This is a genomic window from Bacteroidales bacterium, assembly GCA_016709865.1.
In the GTDB taxonomy this organism is placed as follows: Bacteria; Bacteroidota; Bacteroidia; order Bacteroidales; family VadinHA17; genus LD21.
Window position 1 is genome coordinate 1871466 of sequence record JADJLX010000005.1, and the last position, 23373, is coordinate 1894838.

The 23373-nt window shown below is 38.9% G+C and carries 14 protein-coding genes and 2 tRNA genes; 9 read left to right on the forward strand and 7 right to left on the reverse strand.

The annotated features are described in order from the left end of the window. The first annotated feature begins 51 nt into the window (after positions 1–51). Together IPJ16_16205 and IPJ16_16210 are read left to right on the forward strand one after the other, a co-directional pair. Positions 52–837 carry a hypothetical protein gene (locus tag IPJ16_16205; protein ID MBK7628714.1) on the forward strand — a complete coding sequence of 262 codons (786 nt, stop codon included), beginning with the start codon at positions 52–54 and terminating at the stop codon, positions 835–837. Positions 838–853: 16 nt separating this feature from the next. Next, a complete protein-coding gene (locus IPJ16_16210; GenBank protein MBK7628715.1) occupies positions 854–4111 on the forward strand; it encodes a SpoIIE family protein phosphatase in 3258 nt (1085 codons plus the stop codon). Positions 4112–4117: 6 nt separating this feature from the next. On the opposite strand, the gene IPJ16_16215 is transcribed toward IPJ16_16210, so the two are convergent. Continuing rightward, complete coding sequence (locus tag IPJ16_16215) at positions 4118–7318, reverse strand: CHAT domain-containing protein (protein MBK7628716.1); 3201 nt, start codon at positions 7316–7318, stop codon at positions 4118–4120. 93 nt (positions 7319–7411) lie between these two features. Between IPJ16_16215 and IPJ16_16220 the strand changes: the two genes are divergently transcribed. Further along, entirely contained in the window at positions 7412–8392 is a 981-nt protein-coding gene (locus IPJ16_16220) for a hypothetical protein (protein ID MBK7628717.1), read from the forward strand. A 9-nt stretch (positions 8393–8401) separates the two neighbouring features. Here IPJ16_16220 and IPJ16_16225 read toward each other — a convergent pair whose 3' ends face one another. The 3 genes from IPJ16_16225 to IPJ16_16235 form a co-directional block, all read right to left on the reverse strand. Continuing rightward, positions 8402–9130, reverse strand: coding sequence for a hypothetical protein (locus IPJ16_16225; protein ID MBK7628718.1), 729 nt, complete (start codon positions 9128–9130; stop codon positions 8402–8404). 79 nt (positions 9131–9209) lie between these two features. Beyond that, the gene (locus IPJ16_16230; protein ID MBK7628719.1) at positions 9210–10454 is read right to left on the reverse strand and encodes a DEAD/DEAH box helicase; all 1245 of its coding nucleotides are present in this window, start codon (positions 10452–10454) and stop codon (positions 9210–9212) included. Next, positions 10454–11233, reverse strand: a complete 780-nt coding sequence (locus tag IPJ16_16235; protein ID MBK7628720.1) for an SdiA-regulated domain-containing protein — start codon at positions 11231–11233, stop codon at positions 10454–10456. The genes IPJ16_16230 and IPJ16_16235 overlap by 1 nt, the downstream gene beginning before the upstream one ends. A gap of 335 nt (positions 11234–11568) precedes the next feature. On the opposite strand from IPJ16_16235, the gene IPJ16_16240 reads away from it, so the two are divergent. After that, entirely contained in the window at positions 11569–12174 is a 606-nt protein-coding gene (locus IPJ16_16240; GenBank protein ID MBK7628721.1) for a DUF4956 domain-containing protein, read from the forward strand. An 18-nt stretch (positions 12175–12192) separates the two neighbouring features. Here the strand turns inward: IPJ16_16240 and thpR are convergent, their stop codons facing one another. Further along, a complete protein-coding gene (thpR, locus tag IPJ16_16245) occupies positions 12193–12750 on the reverse strand; it encodes an RNA 2',3'-cyclic phosphodiesterase (protein MBK7628722.1) in 558 nt (185 codons plus the stop codon). A gap of 72 nt (positions 12751–12822) precedes the next feature. Between thpR and IPJ16_16250 the strand changes: the two genes are divergently transcribed. Continuing rightward, a complete protein-coding gene (locus IPJ16_16250) occupies positions 12823–16680 on the forward strand; it encodes a response regulator (protein MBK7628723.1) in 3858 nt (1285 codons plus the stop codon). 124 nt (positions 16681–16804) lie between these two features. Here IPJ16_16250 and IPJ16_16255 read toward each other — a convergent pair. Further along, positions 16805–16877: transfer RNA gene (locus IPJ16_16255), tRNA-Phe, on the reverse strand. A gap of 120 nt (positions 16878–16997) precedes the next feature. Here IPJ16_16255 and IPJ16_16260 point away from each other — a divergent pair. The 3 genes from IPJ16_16260 to IPJ16_16270 all read left to right on the forward strand — a co-directional run bounded on the left by IPJ16_16260 (position 16998) and on the right by IPJ16_16270 (position 19807). Beyond that, entirely contained in the window at positions 16998–18218 is a 1221-nt protein-coding gene (locus IPJ16_16260; protein MBK7628724.1) for an insulinase family protein, read from the forward strand. 108 nt (positions 18219–18326) lie between these two features. After that, positions 18327–18959, forward strand: a complete 633-nt coding sequence (locus IPJ16_16265) for an O-methyltransferase (GenBank protein ID MBK7628725.1) — start codon at positions 18327–18329, stop codon at positions 18957–18959. Between the two features lie 224 nt (positions 18960–19183). Next, entirely contained in the window at positions 19184–19807 is a 624-nt protein-coding gene (locus IPJ16_16270) for a hypothetical protein (GenBank protein MBK7628726.1), read from the forward strand. A gap of 534 nt (positions 19808–20341) precedes the next feature. Here IPJ16_16270 and IPJ16_16275 read toward each other — a convergent pair. After that, a tRNA-Gly gene (locus IPJ16_16275) sits at positions 20342–20414 on the reverse strand. A 119-nt stretch (positions 20415–20533) separates the two neighbouring features. Between IPJ16_16275 and IPJ16_16280 the strand changes: the two genes are divergently transcribed. Beyond that, positions 20534–23338: an insulinase family protein gene (locus IPJ16_16280; protein MBK7628727.1), complete on the forward strand. Its 2805-nt coding sequence runs from the start codon at positions 20534–20536 to the stop codon at positions 23336–23338. The last annotated feature ends 35 nt before the right edge of the window (positions 23339–23373 follow it).

Below are 23373 nucleotides of genomic sequence, written 5' to 3' on the forward strand. Positions count from 1 at the left end.
TTTACCTGAAGGGATTATTCCGGCCACGACGGATTATTTAAAAAGAAGTGTATGAAAACAATATTTACAACCTTGGTATTTCTGCTAACAGGACTTGTTGCTGTTTTCGGTCAGGATGATTTTAAGGTGATAAAAGTCAATGGTACAATCGTCCTTAAGGCCAAAGGTATTTCGCTTGAAACAGGGACCGTTTTCTCTGAGAAAGAAGATCTGCTTTTCAGATCAGAAGATGCCACTGCTGCTGTTATAAATTCACAGAGAGGCAGGCTGGTTCTTACAAATAAAAATCACGATCTGGCCTCTGCCAAATCAAATCTGTTGCCTTCAATGTACAATATCAGTTCCCGCAGCGCATTATTGTCAAATGATTCTGATATCAGCACTAATTTTTCAGGAAAATATGTTGTTATTGATAAACAGAAGATAAATATTGATAGCAGGGCATATCCCATGAATAAAGATAACTTCTTCTTTCTCAGATACTTGTATAAAGGGGAAGAAATAAACAAAAAGCTGGCATTTTCAGGCGATACTTTGATACTTGATAAAATCACACTCCTGACTGTGGATGGAAATCCGATACCGAGTGCCGATAATACTTCAATAAAGCTCTTTTACAGGAAAGGGACTGAATCAGTTTTCATAAGTGAGTTTGATCTAATTTTCCCCGATATGAAACAGCTTGTAAAGGAGACAGAAATTATACTTTCCGAGATAAAAGACAAGCCTGCTAAAACTAAAGTAGCAGAAATTGATTCCTTTATAAATGAGTATTATGGTAAGGTGCAAAGGGAGAATCTTACTGAATGGCTCGAAACAACCTTCGGAGTAAAATAGGTCATTTCAAGACAGAATGAAATATATCCTGAATCTCATAACCTTTTCCCTGTTCATTTTAAACGGGGTTAACTCGCAAGAGGTTGTATTTCCGGTAACTAACTATACGACAAAAGATTATGGACTCAACTTTCATCCCACAAACCTCGCTGTTGTTCAGGATCACCGTGGAATAATCTACGCCGCTAACGGATTCAAATTGCTGGAGTATGACGGGAACAAATGGAATTCATACCCTATCAACAAAGAGACATGGATCCTTTCGCTGGCTGTTGATTCTTCAGGAATAATTTATGCCGGATCACAAAATGAGTTCGGTATGTTTGCCCCCGATTTTAAAGGAGAGCTTAAATACAGGTCCCTGTCTGACTCACTTGATATAAAGGACATTGATTTTACAAACGTATGGAAAGTGCATTGCTTCTCAGGAGGTGTTTTATTTCAGGCCGAGGAGAAAATGTTTCTCTATAAAAACGGAAAAACAATTGTGATTAATCCTGAAACTTCATTCCATACTTCCTTCATCGTAAACGACAGATTATATGTACGGGAAAGAGGAACAGGATTACTTGAATGGAATGAAAACACTTTAGTCAGGATAAAGGGCAGTGAGATCTTTGACACAACTGGTATTTTCCTTATGCTGCCTTTTGGAAGAGGCAAAAAGAACATATTAATTGGTACACAGGAAAAAGGATTCTGGCTTTTCAACCCTGAGAATAACTCAAATCCCTTCAGAAAATTTGATGTTGAAGACCTTCGTCTTCTGGAGAAGGCAAAGATTACAGGTGGTGTTCTTACAGGTGAAGGATTACCTGCAATAAGCACTATGCTGAATGGAGTTGTAATAATTGATACGGCAGGCCGTACAAAGGCTCTGATAAACAACAGACACGGGCTGATTGACAACGATGTGAAACAGGTAATTCCCGATCAGAGTCAGAACCTGTGGGTAGCCTTGAACAAGGGTTTAAGCAGGATTGAAATTAGCTCCCCGCTGTCAGTAAATAATGAGAAATCAGGTATTACAGGCGATGTAAACGCAGTAATTCGATTTAAGAATCTTCTTTATGCAGGCACAACAACTGGTCTGTTTGTTCAGGAGACTGGAAATGACAAAGAACTCCCTTTCAAACCGGCTTATGAACTTAATGTTCCGGTAAGGAGCATGATTGAAGTAAACGGAGTATTACTGGCAGGAACAGATGCCGGCCTTTTTCAGATCTCCGGTAAAAATATCATGAAGTTAGGCAATGAACCATCATTTACCCTTTTCTATTCTGATGATATGAAACTTCTGCTGTCAGGCGGAAACAAAGGACTGACAGCGTATAAATCCGATGGTAACTTCACTAAAATCAATTCGGTCAGGATTGAAGAAGAAGATATCCTTGGTATTGCCGGTGAAAAAGAGAGAACAGGCACTGATGCTGAATTCTGGATTGGAACCAGATATAATGGGATAATACGAATTAAAGTTACGAAAGAGTTCAGCATAAAAACTGACAGCTATAGTACCTCCGACGGACTCCCTGAGGGATGGATAATCCCCGCTTCCTTTAATTCTAAAACCCTTTTTCAAACCACTCAGGGGTTATACTGTTTCACAAATGAAAATATTGTAAGAGAGTCACTTCCCGATTCATTGAAGGATAAAGAAGAGTTCTCGAAAGGATATTTCTCTGAATTTGTAAATAATGACGACAATTTTAGTGAAGTTGTTTCATTTATTACTGAAACAAAAAACAAGATCTGGGTCTGTGCAGATAACAGGGCAGGATATCTCGATAAAACCGACAGCATGTTGTGGGTCAGCAGGCCATTCAATGGTATTGAAGCAGGAAAAATCAACACTATTTATCCTGAAGACAATGGCGTAAGCTGGATCGGAACAACTGACGGTCTGATAAGATTCGACGGGAATATTTTAAAAGATTATGATCAGTATTATCACACCCTGATCAGAAAAGTTACCCTGCTAAATAATGATTCGATCATATTCAGCGGAACTAATTTTAGTACAGACCAGGGAGTATTAAAAATAACTACTGCACAGAACAAAGGCTCTAAACAGGAATTACCTTACCGGTTTAATTCGGTAAGATTCGATTTTTCAGCAGCGTTTTATGAGTATTCTGATAAAACATTGTTTTCATACAGACTCGGAGGTAATGATTCTAAATGGAGTCAATGGACAAAAGAGACATTTCGTGAGTATACCAATCTGCATGAGGGGGAGTATACTTTCAGCGTAAAAGCAAGGAATATCTATGGAACAGAAAGCATTGCAGCCCAATACAGCTTCAATATTCTTCCTCCATGGTACAGGTCTGTTGTTGCATATATCTCATATGTTATTCTGGCAATAATTCTGTTCTGGCTTTTTGCACGTCTCTATTCATACCGGCTTAAACGGGAAAACATAAGACTTGAAGGAATAGTTACTGAAAGAACAGCGGAGGTAGTCAGACAAAAGGATGAAATTGTATCGAAGAATATAGTGCTCGAATATCAGAAGAAGGAGATCGAAGACAGTATCAGGTACGCCAGGAAGATTCAATCTGCTGTAATCCCTTCGGAAAAAGTGTGCCGTGAAATTTTACCTGAGAGTTTTGTAGTATTCAAACCTCTTAATATCGTAAGTGGTGACTTCTACTGGATCAGTCGTGTTGGTAATAAGACAATATTCACAGCAGCCGACTGTACCGGGCATGGAGTTCCCGGTGCCTTCATGAGTATGCTTGGAGTTGCATTTTTAAATGAGATTGTTAACAAAGACAATGTTACTTCTCCTGAAATTATTCTCAACCATTTAAGGGAAAAGGTTATACAGGCACTACAGCAGCAAGGCATATCAGGCGAAGCGAGAGACGGAATGGACATTGCCATTGTAGCGATTGATAATCAGGAAAAAAGACTCGAATATGCCGGAGCATATAATCCTTTGATAATGATAAGAAACGGAGAGGTAACTGATACATGTGGCGATAAGATGCCAATCGGGATCTATGAAAACATGCATCCTTTCACCAGGCACGAGATTGCTATTGAAAAAGGAGATGTATTCTATATGGCTTCAGATGGATATGAAGACCAATTCGGCGGTCCTGATGGCAAAAAGTTCAAATCGAAAAGGTTAAAACAACTTCTCCTTGAGATACATAAATATCCGATGGATATGCAGAAGGAGATCCTTGAAAAAACTTTCGAGGAATGGAAGGGTGATCTTCCGCAGGTAGATGATGTTGTACTTGTCGGACTATCCGTTCAATAAGAGCTTCTACTCCAACAGTACGAATGCTCCCCAGTAATAAGGATCATATTTTGCCCTCATTTCTTTCTGTGTAACATAAAAGGCAGCTTTTATCTCTTTCAGTTTTAACAGGTTATTATAAAAATCACTCATAAACTCGACAGTCTCCTTATCGGGTATTTCCCACAGGCTCATTATTATAAACTTCACGCCGGCCATTTTAAGCGAACGCTGCAATCCATAAACTCCTTCGCTCCCCTTTATATCACCAAGTCCGGTTTCGCAGGCTGACAAAACCACCAGATCATTTTTGCGCATATCGATTTGGGTAACCTCCTGGGCTGTTAAAACACCGTCATCAGTTGTGGTTTTTTCTGTATTTACCCATACATCATTTGCACCTGCGAGAACAAGTCCGGAACGCATCAATGGATTTTCATTGTTCACAAAACTGTTTACACCGTAAGCGCCTCTTACACCACGAAATGCCACCTCTCCGTATTCAACTGTCTGTTTATCATCTTCAAACCGCACATCATTCGGGTCGTCAAAAAAGAATCCGTGTGTAGCCAGATGAAGAATATTATATTTACCGGCGTTCTCCTTAATGAATGATTCGGTGGCATTGTTTCCACTCAGATATCTGACATCTATTTTAGCCTCACCAAGTATACTGTTTACAACATCTCCCTCATCTTTTGTACCTTTCAGATAGCCCCACACCTCAGAGCCGGAAGCAGCTTCACTATACTGAATCCCTCCCAGGATCAGAGCCGACGGTTTGTTACCTGCTGAGAATAGATTCTGAGCTGCAATATTGCCTGTACTACCCTTGATCCCGATCTGATATTTGTCGCACAGATATACACCTTTTCCATCGCTTATTGCAGGAAACGAAATCTTATTAAGGAGACCCGATGGTGAAATATATACATTTTTTACTCCTGCTAAATATGCTTCAAGAGGCTTCCAGATAAGGTTATAAAGCTTCTCGTCCTGCTTTTTTGCTGTACCATATATGTTGTTAATATCATTAATATTATTAGCTCCACTCCCATCGATAATTGCCTTGAGCTGATCTTCAGTAAATAGTTTAATCATTTCAGGGGATTCAGAATTTGCTTTTAACATCAGAGCGCAATAAGTCACTTCATTACCTCCATCCTTTTCCATCCTTTTAAAGTCAGTAAACTCAATAGCTGCCTCATCAGGTTTAAGGCTTTTCCTGACATCTTCCCATGTAATTTGTAATCCTTTTCTGTAGTCGCTGAAATCCTGGGAACTGGATACGAGTTCCCTTTCGATCGTATTGGCATTGGTTTCAAGCACAGAAACATCCTTATCACGCATCTCCACCGGAGTAGAATATAGCCTTGAGATCTCCTTCTGCAAAACAATCCATTCGTCGTATTTCTTCAGCAACTCAGGGTTATTACTGTTGAGAATCGCCAGTCTCATTGCAGTACTCGACTTAAGCATCAATCCTTTATTGAGCATGACATTATCATAGGTATACCGGGTAATCAGAGGATTCGTCCTTTTCCTCATGAGTGAGTAAGAAGAGAAAGCATGAGCGTCTGACAATCGGGTCTTATAATACATCTCCTTTTCAGCCTCAGACAGATATGTAAAATCCTGAAGCATCTTGTGATTTTTGACATTTATGTATTCAAGAGTAAGCTCCTCTTCAGTTTTAAAATCATCAATATTTGCATAAACAACAATTAATGACTTCAACATTTCACCGTACGCCGGGTGGTATGGGCCAACTGCCTTTCTGATATTTGAAGCCTTGCCTATAACAGCTCTGATGAGTGCATTAGTTAAGCCATTCATCTCATCACTTGCAACACTGGCCTTAGTATTTGAAGCACTCACTTCGTTGAAAATATTGTTACTGATTGCAATGATAACGGGTTCAGGGGCCGGATCGAAATTCAGTGTCTGCGGTAATTTCCCCGACATACTCATTTTATTCATCATTGCAACTACCCTGAGCGACAGATTTGCATCCTCAGCCATACTGTTAAATGTCTGTATCGACTTTTTCTTATCACCATTAAGATTATACCAGATCCCGAGGTTATATTTTATCGAGAGGTCAAAAGGGTGTGGTGTCTGACAGTTTAAACTGAAAACAGAATCCGATTTAATAATCAACTTACCGGCATCAGATAATCTTTTACTGTTCTTATTTTCTGCACTTTCATAATATTCTGCAGTCATTACCACAGATGCAAGGTTATTCATCATCACTGCATAGACCGGGTTATCCTGCTGATGAACCTTTTCAGCTATATCAGATGCCTCACTTATAGTTTTGGATGCAATTTCAAAGTTTCCGATTTCATAGTACATTGCCCCAAGGTTATTAAGGCAAATGGCTGTTTCAATCCGATCAGGTTTTGAACTTTTCTTAAGTATCCCGATTGCTTCAATAAAATTGTTTTCAGCAAGCTTATAGTTACCTGAATTATAGTAAAGAACAGCAAGGTTATTGAGTACGGCAGCAAAACCAGTACTCACAGCACCCAACTCTTTCCTGCAGAATTCAGCCGACCGGATAAGTCTTGTTTCAGCTGCCGGCAAATTGCCTATGTTATTGTTCCATGCAGCCTGGTCAGAATTATTCATCATAGCCTCTAACTTCGACTTTTCGCCATTTTTGGTATAAATCGCTTCTGCCCTTTTAAGGTATTTATCCTCCTGGTTAAGAAAGATCATATCGTTTTTGGCACAACCCATATCATGATATACTCCGGCATAATTGTAAAGGATTTCTGCGTACTCACGACTATCAGTTTTGTAGAGATCCATCGCTTTCTTGTCAGCCTTCCGGATCAGTATAAGTGCCTCTTCGTACTCTCCTGCCCGCCTCAGAATTATTGATGCAGCCTGTAGACAGTTCACATAGTTGGGATCATTGATTTTCCTCAGCGATTCCAGTAAACCTGATTCCTTAATTATGAAATATTTTGCCTTTTTGTAATTGCCAAGATAATAATGAGAATATGCAAGATTCCGAAGCATATTGCAATACTGGATATTATTTTCACCGATTGTCCCTCTCATAATAGCTGCTGACTCTTCTGCATAATAGAGTGCCGAATCATAACTGGCCTCAATCATGAATTTCCTGTGTAAAGATTCGGCACTGGTCCATTGTTGAGACTGGCAGAGTTGTGACGAGACAGAGCAGACCAGAATTAGTATATAAAATCTTTTCATTGGCGCATAAAATGATTGATACGAAATTAATTAAAAAGTATTATAATTGTTAGATTTGAGTAATAATCGGACCATCATAAAAACTTCTGTAAAATGAAAAACCGCCTTCTCATTGTTCTGCTATTTGCTTTCCCTTTGTTTTTAAGTGCCCAGGATACCATTTTTGTAAAATCAGGGCAGGTTATACCTGCAACAATTGTCGAAAAGAATAATACAGAAATAAAATACAAGAAATTCGGTCAAAGAGAACCGGCGGCAATTTACTCAGTATTTATAAGTGATATAAAAAGTATTCATTACCAGGATGGAATAATAGCTGATTATACACAGGCGGGTCAGCCGGAAACAGAAAACAAGCCTGTAGCTCCGATTGATAATGCAGGCACAATGAAATCCATAAAATTCAGTTTGGGAGGAGGAGTCCAGAATTTCAACAGGAAGACTGATGACAAATTACTTGTATTCTGGCGCGACAGGCTGGGCGATCCGAAAGCAACAATCGGAGGAAATACCCGTTCATTTCCTTTTAGTTTCAAGATGAACATGGCTCTGGGGAACATGAAAAGACACTGGTTAGGTGATGAGGTCCAGTTCTTCGTTACACCTTCAGATGCCATCTATGCAACTAACAGTGCAGGAACGTACGAAATACAACTTAAGAATTTTTATACAAGTATAATTATGTATTACGGTCGTTCCCTAAACCATAAGAATAACCTTATTGCAATAATAGAACCGGGGCTCGATCTGGCCTTTATGAGCGGGTACATAAAACTCAATAATATTCAGTATAACATGTATTCAAACACCGGAATGGGATTCCACACAGCGTTAGGTGCTGACTGGTTCATATCAAAAAGATTCAGTGCAAGCTTACGAGGAGGCATCCGTTCAATGAAAATTAAAGCGCAATGGGAAGACCGTACCACAGACCCGATTAAATACTATAACTTTTATGTCGACCCTCATAAGGGAGATGAGTTATTAACTATCAAATGGAATGGCCCTTACGTGAGCTTAGGGCTTTACTGGTCGTTCTATACAAAAATGAATAACCAGACGATAGATGAGTAGTTCCGGCTACTAGAACTTCAGTGCCAGACCAACTCCGTTTGACTGTAAACCCACGTCAAGTTTATATGACACTGGTTTATTAACAGCCGAATTATATAAAGTAACTGAATTTCTGATCTTCGACTTACCGGAAGCTGACATTATTATTGCTGCAATAATAAAACCGCCATCTATAACAAGTCCTGGAATACCGGCACGAATCTTTTCCTCAGAAGTCTCTTTCTTATTTACAACCTGGGTAAAAGCGAAGCTGGTAATCATTACACCAAAAGCACAGCTTGTACTTAAATTGCACAGTTTCTTTCCTTTTTCATATGATGCCAGGGCTTCGGGATGATCTTCCATAATGAGTCTTACACTTCTTGATGCCTGCACTACGCCATCGAGATAAACATTTTTCTTTTTGGCAGTAAGTATCCCCCTGGTTACGGAAGGAGTTGAAATATCACCCGCAGTTTTTTCCGACTCCCTTGCTTTATTATAGGTAATCTCTCTAGCTTCTTTTTTATATTTAACACTGGCTACATTTGACTTTGGCACTGTGTACAACGGTCCTGAAGGATTATCATATTCCCGATATTTGATAATGTCAGTTCCTTCTTCAACAATATTTACTTTTAATTCCTTTCCACTTTTAAGGATTAGAATATCCTGCGATAATAAAGGACTGCTTAGTCCGTAAAGAGCCAGCAGGAATACTGTGCATACCCTGATGACATTAAGAGTTTTATATTTCATATCAGATTTTATGGATTTCCCCAATAATATCCTAAAGATATAAATACTTTTGGTACTTATATCAAAATATTCCGCAACATTAATTACCCTGATCGGTACCGGGCTTTTTCCTGCTTTTCTTATACCTGTGCTTAAAACCGCCTCTCCCGGTTTTCGCAGAAGAGTGCCGGGGAGTGAATACTTCCGGATGATTTTCAATGATATAAGCAGGCAGAGGATTCTTTGTTACCTCGTATCCGATAAGTTTCTCGATGTTCCTCATCTTATACAAATCCTCCTTACTTACAAGGGTAACGGCCGATCCTGTTGTTTCTGCCCTGGCTGTCCTGCCCACTCTGTGAACATAATCCTCGGCATCCGACGGAACATCAAAATTTATCACAAGATTTATATCCTTTATGTCTATCCCGCGGCTTAAAACATCAGTGGCAACAAGTACCCTTGTTTTTCTCGATTTGAACCTTGCAAGAGTCTCTTCCCTCTCCTTTTGTCCAAGGTCGGATGAAATTCCCTCAACGAGATATTTTTTTGAACGAAGTCCCCGTACAATATCACTCAGTTTCTTTTTTGTCGGACTGAAGATCAGGATACTTGTATATTCCGGATTATCAGCAATCAGTGTATTTATCAACGGAATTTTCTGATTATCGCTCAACATATAGATAACCTGAATAACACCTTCGGCGGGTTTCGACATCTCAAGTGCAATCTCAACAGGATTCTTCATTATATGTCGCGACATTGCCCTTATCTTAGGAGGCATTGTGGCACTGAACATCAGCGTTTGCCTTTTTTTTGGAACAGCAGAAACTATACGCATAATATCGTCATAAAACCCGATATCAAGCATACGATCAGCTTCGTCGAGTACCAACACTTCAATTTGATTGAATTTTACATAACCCTGATTTAGATGTGAAATTAACCTTCCCGGAGTTGCTACTATAATATCAGCTCCCTTTGACAGGGCAGCCTTCTCCTGGTCCCAACCGCTGCCATCACCTCCGCCATATACTGCTAAAGATGTAATATTGAGAGTATAAGCCAGTCCCTGTATCTGCTGGTCAATCTGTATAGCAAGTTCCCTGGTTGGAACAAGTATTAGCGTATGGGTATGACTTGGCCGTGTAATTGAAATAAAATTCATTATCGGTAAGAGAAACGCAGCAGTTTTACCTGTTCCGGTCTGGGCACAGGCAATCAGGTCCTTGCCAGAGAGAATAACCGGAATAGCCTTTTCCTGTATTGGTGTGGCTTCCCTGAAGCCCATGTAATTTATTGATTCCAGCAATTCGGGAACCAGATCCAGTTCATCAAATATCATTAATGTCGTATAAATTTATAAATATTACCCCTTCTTCCACTTCCTTCATTTGAGATGTAAAGTTCACCTGTCGGGGAAAAACATATTCCTTCAGGTTGCCTGAAAAGGGCGGGATCGAGATGATAGATACCGAGAGTTTTACCATCTCTTCCAACACTGATCAGAACCCTGTTACTCCCCGAAATAAGATATATCTCCTCTGTAACCGGACAAATTGCAATACCTGAAGGCTTAAAGCCATCAAGTGTCTTCAGGTCAACAAGGAATGCAGGTTCTCTCTTTAGTTTCTTCAGTTGCAGATCAAAATAATATACCGCTTTTGATTTCCTGTATTCTGAATCCTTAATGTCCGGAGTTCCTTTGCAGGCTATTAAAAGTGAGTTTGACTGTATGTCGTAAGTGAGTCCTTCCGTGTCATTCTTAGATGACAACGGGGTGTTATGATCTGTAACCCTTATGCTCTTCTTATCGAAATTTTCTATTTCAAAAATATGCCCGTCACTCCTTAAAACATAAACAGTTTGGTCTACAACTGCAATGTCCTCAAAGTCACCATCTTTGCCAAATCTGTATTTTTCTAAGATCTTTTTATTGCCAAAATCCAGAACAAAGATATCTGCCTTTTCATCCTGTATACATAATATCTTATTGCCATCAAAATATGCAATTCCGGAAACCTCAGTGAGATTTTCCGGCAGAGTATATTTTTCAATCGGATTATTCAAATCATAGGGGAATGACATTTTAGAGTCTGAATTATTAATGTCTTTTTTTATCATTGCAGAGTTATAATCTGAAGGGGTATTGCCGCATGATAATATCAATAAACCGTATAAAAAGATAATTGATATTAATGTGCATTTTTGATCCATTATTAACAAATATCTCCGGAAAACACTAATTCTGAGCATTATTCATTTGCATAAGCTATGGTTAACTGTCAGATAAAATTTATAATAAACATATCAGAACTTCGTTAGCCCTGTCTGCTATATTATTTGCAAAAATACTTTAAATTATTGCCGGGTTTATCCAATTTTACTAATATATTTATTGGTAAGTTCAACAAGCAGAGTTAAAGAAAGGTATTCACAGACTTTAAAATGATAAAACTATGGATGTTAATTCTTTTGTACAGGACACCACATTATGGAGTATCCTGATACGCTTTTTTGTAAATCTGTTAGTGCTATATATCCTTGTAGTTTTAGTGTATTACAGGTTTTCAAAGAAGGAAGAGTTTTTATTCTCCTATATCCTTATCGGAGTAATGATTTTTCTGATCTGCGGGATCCTGGGCACCCTGGATCTTCAGATGGGACTGGCTATCGGACTATTTGCAATTTTTGCAATTATTCGTTTCAGGACCATTCAGTATTCTGTTAAGGATATAACATATGTTTTCCTTGTTATCGGGATTTCTGTAATCAATTCCCAGGCTAATATACCACCTCCGGTTATTGGTGCGGTAATAATTAATATCAGCGTTATACTCATTACACTTTCCCTGGAATTGTTTCTGCAAAAAAAGAGTTTAAGCAAACTTGACATCATCTACAGTAAGGCTGAATTACTTAAACCCGGAAACAGAAAAGAACTCTTAAAAGACCTCTCACATCATACTGGCCACGACATAGTAAAGGTGGTTATCCAAAGAATCAATATTAAAAGAGGAAATGCTGAAATTGAGGTGTATTTCAAAGATAATCTGAATGATTGACTATAATCATTCTGGTTTCTAAAGCAAAGAAAAACATCCTAACTGTTTAAATATTGGTCCGGTTTGCAGTAGAATGCTTTCATACAGGATAACCTGAGAGACTGGCACTAACTGGAAAAACTGATTTTTATACCTCTCAACTTCAGTTTTAAATGTCTCATTGTCGTTGATATGCTTAATCCTGCCAAGAGTAAGATGAGGATTAAAAGGTCTTTCTTCAGTTTTTATGCCAATACTTCCTAATCCATTTACTATTGCCCTGTTCAATTTCAGCAGTTTTTCAGATGTCATTAACCCAATCCAGATTATACGCGGGTCGGAGATGCTTCTGAAAATCCCTGTTCCGTTCAGGGTCAGGTTAAACATTCCAAATCCATCACATTTCTCCCTTAGCATCTCACATAATGGTGAGATTTTAGCCTCAGAGGTATCTCCAAGAAATACAAGTGTAATATGAATGTTCTCAGGTTTTGTCCATTTTATTGCTTCATTCTTTAGGTTGTGTTTAAGCATTGAAAAAGTATCAAGAAGGATTCCTTCCGGCTTAATTTCTAATGCAATAAAGATCCTCTTCATTCTATTTTACAATCTTTATTTAATGTGTTTTATATTTAAAATTAAAATATAATTTTGACCTGACAGAATTTCATGAAAAAATCTCTTCCAATAAAAGCCGGAAAGAAACACTCCGTATTTCTTTTAGCACTGCTTCTTATTTGCAATCAATATGATATATTTTGCCAGGGAAATATCTCAATAAGCAGACTGCAACTCGAGAATGGACTCTCGCATAATTCTGTTTACTCAATTATACAGGACGAAGAAGGATTGATCTGGATAGGAACAAAGGATGGTCTGAACAGTTATGACGGATACAATTTTAAAATATACAAGCACGAATTTTTCGATAGTGCATCTATTTCAAACTCATGGGTGAATGCTTTATTTGAGGATTCAAAAGGATTTATCTGGATTGGGACAGAAGGAGGAGGCCTGAACCGGTTTGATAAGAAATCCGGCGAATTTATCAGATTCAGGAACAAACCGGAAGTCAGGAATAGCATTTGCAGCGATATTATCTACTCAATAGCAGAGGACAATAATTCTGATATCTGGATAGGAACCAGAAATGGAATAAGTGTTCTGGACAGTACCCGTAAAAACTTTAAAAATTACTTTTACGATCCTTTAGATCCGGGTTCATTATCATCAAATATTGTTTATGATATTCTGATCGACAGTAAACAGAGGATCTGGATCGGAACCTACGGCGGAGGTCTTAATCTCTATGAAAAAGCAAAAGGAGGGTTTAAGCATTTTAAGCACAATCCCACGGATAAATTATCTATTTCCGGTGACACTATCTGGCAGGTAAAACAAGCTGTTAATAATGAAAAACAGATCTGGATCTCCACATTTTCAGGACTTAATAGTCTTGATGTATCTTCTGACAGGTTTACTCACTATATTTATAATGAAGGCAAAAGCTCTGCAAAAGGGGATAATACCTTACAGGCAATGCTTATAGGCAGAAATAACAGGATCTGGATTGGAACAAAGGAAAGCGGACTAAATTACCTTGATCTGAAAACTAAGAAAATTTACCATCTTGAAAACTCACCGAATGAAAATAAAAGTCTCAGCGATAACCAGATCCTGAGTTTATTTGAGGACAGGTCAGGTGCATTATGGATTGGAACAAAAAACGGGGGAGTTAACTTATTAAGCAGTAATAATTTCAACAACCTGAACATGGATAAGGGGAATCCCAACAGCCTTCTATCCAAGACAGTCTGGACAATCCTGGAACAAGGCCAGTTTTTATGGATTGGAACAAATAAGGGTTTGAGCAGATATAACCGGTTAACAGAGACGTACACCCACTATCTGGCGAACCAGGGAAACAAATCAATTAATGTAAACATAGTATTTTCTCTTTTTACCGATAGAGATGGTGATCTCTGGATAGGAACTTCAGAAGGCGGTTTGAATTGTCTCCCGAAAAGCTCTTCCACATTCAGGTATTACAAGCAAAATGTTTCCGATAGCCTGTCACTCAGCGACAACACAATTCAGTGCATTACCCAGGATAAAAACGGGATTCTGTGGATTGGAACCGCGAAAGGAGGACTTTGCAGTCTGGACAAGTCAACCGGATTAGTTAAAAGATACATGCCAGACTCAAAGAATCCGTACTCAATATCAGGTAATTACATAAATGATATTGTTGTTGATTCGAAAAACAATCTTTGGATAGCGACAGCCGGAGAAGGACTAAACAGACTCGATGAAAAAAGAGAACATTTTACCAGATACATTAATGTTCAGGCGGATTCAACAACAATAAATGACACATATATTGAATGTCTGTTCCTGGATAATGATACTATCCTGTGGATGGGAACATACTCAGGGGGATTAAACAGGCTGAATACCAACACAGGCAAAGTAACCCATTTTACTCAGAAAGACGGACTGCCAAGCAATATGGTTGTTGGTATTCAGGAAGACCTAAGACATTATTTGTGGTTAAGTACAAATAACGGATTATGCAGATTCGATCCACTATCCGGACAAACTATAAATTTTAACAGAAATAACGGTTTAGAGAACTACGATTACAATAAAGCATCGGTCTTCAGGGGTGAGTCAGGAACCCTCTATTTTGGAGGAACTAACGGACTGACCTGGTTCAACCCTGATGAGATTATTTATCAGGAAAATAATTCGCCGGTACGCATTGTCGACCTGGAAATTCTTGGAGAGTCACTTATCAATGTCAAGAACCAATCACTGAAACTTCCAATAAACAACAATGATACGATTGTTCTGGACTATAATCAGTCATCTATTACCTTTGTATTTAGTTCACTCTTCTTTTCTAATCCCGGAAGTATAAAATATTCCTATTATCTTGAAGGTTTCGAGAAGAAATGGAATAACTCTTCAACAAATAACTCTGTTCATTATGCAAATATTCCTCCGGGAAATTATGTTTTTAAGGTTAAGGGTACAAATAACTTCGGAGTATGGAGCGAGAAGCCTACTGAAGTAAATCTGGTAATTAATCATCCATTCTGGCAAAAAACATGGTTCCGCCTTGGAATTATCATCTTTATTTTAGGCATAGTATACCTTATAATAGTTTTAAGAGAGTACTCACTTCGCAGGGATAAAAGAATATTAATTGAAAAAGTTAAAGAAAGCACTATCGAGATCCAGCAGCAAAATACTGAGATTTCAGAACAACGTGATTTTGCCCTGCAACAAAAGAAACTTATCGAGGAGCAAAATGCTGAACTGGAAAAACACCGCAGCGGACTGGAAAAGCTGGTTCAGGAAAGAACTTCGGAGCTCGAAGTCGCGTTAGCAAAAGCAGAGGAGTCTGAACGCCTGAAATCAGGCTTCCTTGCCAACATGTCACATGAGATTCGCACTCCATTAAATGCAATAATTGGTTTTTCAGGCCTTTTAAACGACAGGGAACTTTCAGACCAGCAGAGGGAGGAATACAACAGGATAATAAATCACAATTGTAAAATGCTCCTTCAGTTAATAGACGATATCCTGAACATTTCGATAATTGAATCGGGCCGTCTGAAACTTGACAGGAAGGAGTGCCAGATAGATAAAATATTTACTGAACTGGAAGAGATTTTTTCTAATAAAACAAGCTTACACGGAGAGAAGAATGTAAGGCTTATAAATGAATGTAAGGCAACGGATCTTTCCCTTAATACCGATCGTATCCGCCTGTTTCAGATATTGTCGAATCTGATCGACAATGCTATCAAATTTACTGAAAAAGGGTCTATTCATTTTGGATATGAGGTGCTGGGAAAATCAGGCAATCAGTATATCCGGTTTTATGTCAGGGATACAGGTATCGGACTCACTGAAAAGCAGATCAGCCAATTATTTCAGCGTTTTTCGAGAGTGGCTGATTCGAACAACAAGCTTTACCGTGGAACGGGTCTGGGTCTGAGTATCTGCAAAAACTTAGTGGAGTTGCTGGGAGGCAAAATCTGGGTTGAGTCAGTACTTAATGAAGGATCAACCTTTTACTTTACTCATCCCTATAAATCGAACGGTGATACTGCGGAATTGAATAAAACTGATCAAAATGAAATAATATCTGAATTCCCGACCCGAAAAGTCATACTTATAGCTGACGATGATTATGCCAGTTTACTACTGATAAAAGCAATTCTTTCGAAAAGCAATTTTGAAGTTCTGCTTGCTTCTGATGGTTCAGAAGCATTAAAAACTGTAAAAAGTACTCATGTTGACATTGTACTGATGGATCTGGGAATGCCAGGAATGGATGGGTATGAGGCAACAAAACTCATAAAAGAATTTAATAAGAATATAATTGTCATAGCTCAAACAGCCTATGCATATGATTCTGACAAATCCAAAGCATTCCAGGCTGGTTGCGATGCAATGTTAATAAAACCTCTTAAGCAGCCTGAACTTACAAATCTTCTTCAGCAATTTTTAAAGTAATCCAGATAATTTAGAAACCCGCTGGTTATTGTACTCATTGATAAAACAGCGTGAGTGTGTGGGAGTTTTGAGAAAAAAGAAGCGAGAGTGCTCGCTTTCGCTCTCACTCCCGCTCTTTTTTAAGTGGTGCCACCAGGAATCGAACCGGGGACACATGGATTTTCAGTCCATTGCTCTACCGACTGAGCTATGGCACCTCCTTTTCGGACTGCAAATATAAACCTCAAATCTGAGTAAGCAAATAGTTTATTAAAAAAAATTCTATTTGGAATCATTTTAATCATGTGGTACATTTGCATCTTCACTAAAAGCATGCGATGGATCTTCTCCTTCACTCACTCGATAATGGCATCAGGCTGGTTCACCACAGGATCCCGGGAATGGTAGCTCACTGCGGGATTATTATAAACACCGGATCCCGAGATGAAACAGAAAAAGAACACGGGATAGCTCATTTCATAGAGCATATGCTATTTAAGGGAACCGGTAAACGTAAAGCATACCACATACTTAGCCGTCTCGAAGATGTCGGGGGAGAGTTGAATGCCTACACAACCAAAGAGGAAACAGCAATACATGCCTCATTTCTCAAAGAAGATTATGAAAGGACAATTGAACTTATAAGTGATATTACATTTAATTCAATATTCCCTGAGAAAGAGATTGAAAAAGAAAAAGATGTTGTAATTGAGGAAATCAACAGCTATCTGGATAATCCCTCGGAGCTCATTTTTGATGATTTCGAAGAACTAATATTTGCCGGTCAACCTATTGGAAGAAATATTCTGGGCTCTCCCGAATCGGTTAAATCATATTCCAAAAAAACCGTAACAGACTTTATCAGAAACAATTACAATACTCATGAGATGGTCTTCTGCTCTGTCGGAAATATCTCGGATGATAAAATACTCAAGCTCTTTAAAACCCATTTTGCAGGTATTGTTACATATAATAATGTACCAAGGGTAAATAAAAGCTGGACATACAAACCTGCCAGTCTTACCAAAAAGAAAGACACATTCCAGAATCACTGTATCATTGGAAATCTTGCTTATGATCTGAAAGACGAGAAAAGAATGGGCATGTTTCTTCTTAATAATATTCTTGGCGGACAGGGACTTAACTCAAGGTTAAACCTGTCACTCAGAGAAAAGAACGGATTAGCTTATAATGTTGAGTCGAGCTATAATCCTTACTGCGACACCGGGATCTTTTCGATTTATTTCGGAACTGATGCCCAGTACCTTAATAAAAGTATCTCAATTGCTATGTCAGAACTGAATAAACTCAGAACGACAAAACTCGGAACAATACAGCTGAGCAAGGCAAAGAACCAGATAAAAGGTTATCTGGCAAGAGGATATGAGAATCACGAAAGCCTGATGTTAAGCCTTGGAAAAAGTCTTCTTGTCTTTAACAAGATTGACACTATTGAAGATATCTGCAAAAAGATAGACTCAATCACTGCTTCAGAATTACTTGAGACTGCGAATGATATTTTTGAGCCGGGAAAGCTCTCAACTCTGACTTATAAATAGACCGAAGACGGAAGACCGAAGACGGAAGTGAAAGAAGAATTTCGGATTGCGGATTGTTGATTGCGGATAACTTCGGTCTCCGGTCTTCAAGCCTTTTAAGAATATAATATGAACAGAAAACTTGATCAGTACATCTCTTCCCACTCCTCCCCTGAAGATCAGGTTCTTGCAGATCTTTACAGGCAGACTCATATCAGGTTTGTAAATCCTAATATGACATCCGGCCATCTGCAGGGGAAACTGCTCGAGTTTATCTCGGTAATGATTAATCCTGAGAATATACTGGAAATAGGGACATTTACAGGTTATTCGGCAATATGCCTCTCAAGGGGACTGAAGCCAGGAGGCAAACTCATAACTATTGAGTTGAATGATGAACTTGAATCATTTTCTCATTCCTATTTCTGCAGGGCAGGCGTGGATTCTAAAATTGTACAGCTTACAGGCAATGCTATTGAATTGATTCCTTCAATTGATACTACCTTCGATCTTGTTTTTATCGACGGAGATAAACGGGAATACACCGAATATTATAATCTAGTAATAGATAAAGTAAGACCTGGAGGCTATATTCTGGCCGACAATGTTCTGTGGGGCGGAAAAGTAATTGAGGATGATTTAAAAGATCCCCAGACAAAAGGGGTTATCGAATTTAATGAAATGATTATCAGTCAAAAGAATACAGAAGTTGTTATACTTCCGGTAAGAGACGGACTGATGCTAATAAGAAAGACGGCGTAAAGGCGCAATGGCTCAATGGCGCAAGGGCGCAGGGGACAATCAGATCTTTGCCTTTAAGCCCTTATGCCTTTATGCCTTTACGCCTTTCATTATTGGTACAGTTTTTGAGATACACAGATAAATTCACATATATGAACCGAGCATGTTTAATTAAAAACAAAAACTTGCATGAACAAAATCAACATGCGAGCTGCATCCGACCTATTAAAATTAATTCTATACGGATGAAAAAGATTATACTTATTTCTGTCTTCTTTATTTCAGTATTATTTGCTCAGGCACAGGCTAACAGAGCAGAGCTGCTTCAGAATCTTGAACAGAATCAGACAGGAAACCAGAATGGTAAAGTTACAGCCACACTTAAATCATCAAGCCGTCTGTTCAGTACAAAGGATGATCTTACAACAGTAATACTTATTGTTCCTTCCGGATCACATGTTGAAGTACTTGGTTCTGACAGCACATATTTTCATGTACTTTTTGAAGAGAACGAAGGATATATTTTCAGACGTCACGCAGTAATAGATATGACACCTGTTGTGGTAACAGAGGCAAAACAATCTCAGCCTCAGCAACAGGCTAAGAATACCCAAGCTGCTCAGAATGAGCCAATGAGCAGGTTCGCCTATCTAGAGAACAAATACGGGTCAGGTATGGCAGCCCGTTTAAACGCAGGAAAGATATGGAAGGGGATGAATTCTGAAATGGTTAAAGACAGTTGGGGAAATGCAGAAAGGATTAACAGGACTATAAGCGGCAACATAATAAAGGAAGAGTGGATCTTTAAGAGTACCTGGCTCTATTTTGAGAATAATACTTTGATTGACTGGGGACCGATACAGAAATAAACAGTTCAGGATATTATATAAAGAAAGAGGGCGCTCAGATGAGTGCCCTCTTTTGTTATCGCCATTATTTGCCTTTTGGCTTGGCTTTTGTTGCACCGGCAGCTGATTTTTTTCCTGCAGCAGGAGCAGCTTTTTTTGCACTTGGTTTCGTTGCCATTTTTTTTAAATTTGGTTAGTCCCAGCTAATGGAGTGGAACTTTCTCCCTTAAATGATGTAGAGTCATTAAGCATGCTAATACAAATATACTATTATTTTTATTTAGACTAATTATACGGAAGGAATATTTATTAACAGAAATAAAAACGAAATTGTTAATAACCCGGATCAACCAATTAAGCGCATAGAACTCTAAGCATGTGCAAAGTACGCAAAGTCAGAACACAGTTATTCAGCTCTTTACGTCCCGAGAATTAACCTGATCGAGTTAAAGAAATAAGCCCCCTTTAGGGGGTTGGGGGCAAAAATACTGGATTAAGAAGAGGCTTTTAGAAAAGAAGAGAGGCTGCCTTTTTTGAGACAGCCTCTTAAATTTGAGCGGGAGACGGGACTCGAACCCGCGACCCCGACCTTGGCAAGGTCGTGCTCTACCAACTGAGCTACTCCCGCAAATTCACGGGCAAAAATAAGAATTTTTTTTTATCCGCCAAAAACAGTCTCTTTAAAGTTATTATTATTATTTTCGGTCAGTTTATTTTTATAATCCCTTAATCCTTAACTATCTCCTTATGAAAAAAACAATTATTTCACTTTTCATCCTGCTAATCGCTTCTCTTTATTCGTGCAAAACACAAGAAAAAGAGACTTCTCTAACCATTCCATTCGAGAAATATACCCTTGCAAATGGATTAACTGTAGTGCTAAATGTAGATAAATCAGATCCGATAGCTGCGCTTGCAGTCTATTATCACGTAGGATCAAGCCGCGAAGTTCCCGGGAAAACCGGATTTGCTCACTTATTTGAGCACATGATGTTCCAGAAATCAGAAAATGTCGGTGAAGACCAGCTGTTTAAAAACATTCAGGGTGCCGGTGGTACCCTTAACGGGAGCACCAGCCAGGACAGAACCAACTATTATGAAGTTGTTCCTAAAAATGCACTTGAGATGGCAATGTGGATGGAAGCCGACAGAATGGGCTTCCTGACAAACACAGTAACAAAGAAAGCACTTGTAAATCAGCAGAATGTTGTTCAGAATGAAAAACGTGAAAGCGTTGATAATGCTGCTTATGGATTCAACTCGGGATTAATCGCAAAAAATCTCTATCCAAAAGGTCATCCTTACAGCTGGACAGTTATCGGAGAGATGGAAGATCTGGCCAGTGCCTCAGTTGAAGACGTAAGAGCTTTTCACAAAAAATTCTATGCTCCTAATAATGCAACTCTGGTAATTTCCGGAGATATAGTTCCCGAAGAAGTTAAAGCACTTGTAGAAAAATATTTCGGCGAAATCCCATCAGGTGAGAATATCGAAAAAAGAGGCGCTATGCCTGCAGCTCTCGCAACAACAGTTAAACTTTACCATGAGGATAATTTCGCAAAAGCCCCACAGCTCACAATGGTATTCCCAACTGTCGAAAGGTATTCGAAAGACTCCTATGCTCTCAACTTCCTTGGAGACCTTCTTGCAAATACCAAGAAAGCTCCTCTTTATACCGTACTTGTTAAAGACAAGAAGCTTACCTCAAGAGTCATGGCCAGAAACGGATCACAGGAACTTGCAGGAAACTTCACAATTTCTGTTGCTGCAAACCCTGGTGTCAACCTAACCGATGTTGAAAAAGCAATCTTCGAAGGTCTGGCAAAATTTGAAACCGACGGATTCACCGAAGAAGATCTTATCAGAATCAAAGCAGGTTATGAAACAAGCTTCGTAAGCCGCTTCTCAAGTGTACAGGGAAAAGCATTCACATTTGCCGAATATGCTATGAACACCGGAGATCCTGAATACTACAAGAAAGACCTTGCAGCAGTCCAGGCAGTTACAATGGCTGACATTAAAGCTGTATATGATAAGTATATTAAAGGCAAGAATTTCGTTCAGACAAGCTTTGTTCCTAAAGGCCAGGCAAACCTCATTGCAGAGGGATCTGTAAATGCCGGCATTGTTGAAGAGGATGTTACAAAAGCAGCAGAAGTTAAAGCAGTGGATGTGGCTGAAGAACCAATTGTTAAAACACCTACAAAATTTGACCGTTCTGTTAAACCAGCAATCGGTCCCGATCCGGAAGTTACTGTTCCCCAGGTATGGTCAGCCACGCTTGCAAACGGTATCAAAGTATCAGGTATCAAACAGAGTGAGCTTCCTCTTATTCAGTATTCAATAGTAATCGATGGCGGACATGTTGTTGAACCTCTTGAGAAAGCAGGGATCTCTAACCTGGTTGCTTCGATGATGAATGAAGGAACAAAAAACAAAACTCCTGAACAGCTTGAAGATGCCATAGGTCTGCTTGGAGCATCAATAAGAGTAAGCTCAGGCAATGAAGATATAAGCATAAATGTAAGTACACTATCAAAGAATTTTGAAAAAACAATCGCCCTTGTTGAGGAAATGCTACTCGAACCAAGATGGGATGAGGAGCAATTTGCACTTGCAAAAAGCAGGATTATCAATTCGCTGAAAAGGAACCAGGCAAGTCCCGATTATCTTGCCTCAACAACTCTGAATAAACTCATCTTCGGTGAGAATAATATTCTTGCAATTGAAGCATCAGGGACTGAGGAGAGTGTTAATTCAATTACAATTGATGATCTTAAAGCATTTTACGAATTCTTTTTATCACCTTCAATTTCACGACTTCTTATAGCGGGTGATGTTGACCAGCAGACTGTTGAAACTGCATTTGCAGGTTTGACAACAAAATGGCAGCCGAAAAATGTGGTACAACCAAGTCTTAAGCTGCCTAAAACTCCAGAGAAATCAGCAATATATTTTGTCGATTTCCCAGGCGGAAAACAATCAGTTATTGCGATCGGTGGTCCATCATTACCAAGAACAAATCCTGATTATTATCCGGCATATGTTGCAAACTACAAGCTGGGCGGATCATTCAACGGGATCTTTAATCTTATATTAAGAGAGGAAAAAGGATTTACATACGGTGCACGGTCGAGTATTATGGGATATAAATCTTATGGCATCTTCAATGCCTCTTCGAGGGTGAGGACAAACTCAACACTCGAGTCTGTTACTATCTTCAAGACAGAGATGGAAAAGTACAGACAGTCAATTCCACAGGAGTATGTTGATTTTACAAAAGACGCACTTATAAAAGGTAATGCTCTCCGTTTTGAAACTCTTGGAGGACTTCTTGGAATGCTTGAAACCATGACATCGTACAACCTGCCTGTAGATTATATCAAGCAGGAAGAATCTTTTGTAAAAGGTCTCACAGTTGAAAAGACTCTGGAACTTGCAAACAAATACATTGATCCTGCAAAAATGTACTATGTTGTTGTTGGCGATGCCAAAACACAACTAAAAGAACTCGAAAAAGTTGGCTTAGACAAGCCGATACTTGTCAAGTAATATACTGTCAGACTGAGCTTGTCAAAAGCCTCTGT

Bases quoted from the DNA above. Each gene is read 5' to 3' on its own strand.
- IPJ16_16205 (MBK7628714.1), top strand. From the start codon at position 52: ATGAAAACAATATTTACAACCTTGGTATTTCTGCTAACAGGACTTGTT.
- IPJ16_16210 (MBK7628715.1), top strand. From the start codon at position 854: ATGAAATATATCCTGAATCTCATAACCTTTTCCCTGTTCATTTTAAAC.
- IPJ16_16215 (MBK7628716.1), bottom strand. From the start codon at position 7,318: ATGAAAAGATTTTATATACTAATTCTGGTCTGCTCTGTCTCGTCACAA.
- IPJ16_16220 (MBK7628717.1), top strand. From the start codon at position 7,412: ATGAAAAACCGCCTTCTCATTGTTCTGCTATTTGCTTTCCCTTTGTTT.
- IPJ16_16225 (MBK7628718.1), bottom strand. From the start codon at position 9,130: ATGAAATATAAAACTCTTAATGTCATCAGGGTATGCACAGTATTCCTG.
- IPJ16_16230 (MBK7628719.1), bottom strand. From the start codon at position 10,454: ATGATATTTGATGAACTGGATCTGGTTCCCGAATTGCTGGAATCAATA.
- IPJ16_16235 (MBK7628720.1), bottom strand. From the start codon at position 11,233: ATGATAAAAAAAGACATTAATAATTCAGACTCTAAAATGTCATTCCCC.
- IPJ16_16240 (MBK7628721.1), top strand. From the start codon at position 11,569: ATGGATGTTAATTCTTTTGTACAGGACACCACATTATGGAGTATCCTG.
- thpR (MBK7628722.1), bottom strand. From the start codon at position 12,750: ATGAAGAGGATCTTTATTGCATTAGAAATTAAGCCGGAAGGAATCCTT.
- IPJ16_16250 (MBK7628723.1), top strand. From the start codon at position 12,823: ATGAAAAAATCTCTTCCAATAAAAGCCGGAAAGAAACACTCCGTATTT.
- IPJ16_16260 (MBK7628724.1), top strand. From the start codon at position 16,998: ATGGATCTTCTCCTTCACTCACTCGATAATGGCATCAGGCTGGTTCAC.
- IPJ16_16265 (MBK7628725.1), top strand. From the start codon at position 18,327: ATGAACAGAAAACTTGATCAGTACATCTCTTCCCACTCCTCCCCTGAA.
- IPJ16_16270 (MBK7628726.1), top strand. From the start codon at position 19,184: ATGAAAAAGATTATACTTATTTCTGTCTTCTTTATTTCAGTATTATTT.
- IPJ16_16280 (MBK7628727.1), top strand. From the start codon at position 20,534: ATGAAAAAAACAATTATTTCACTTTTCATCCTGCTAATCGCTTCTCTT.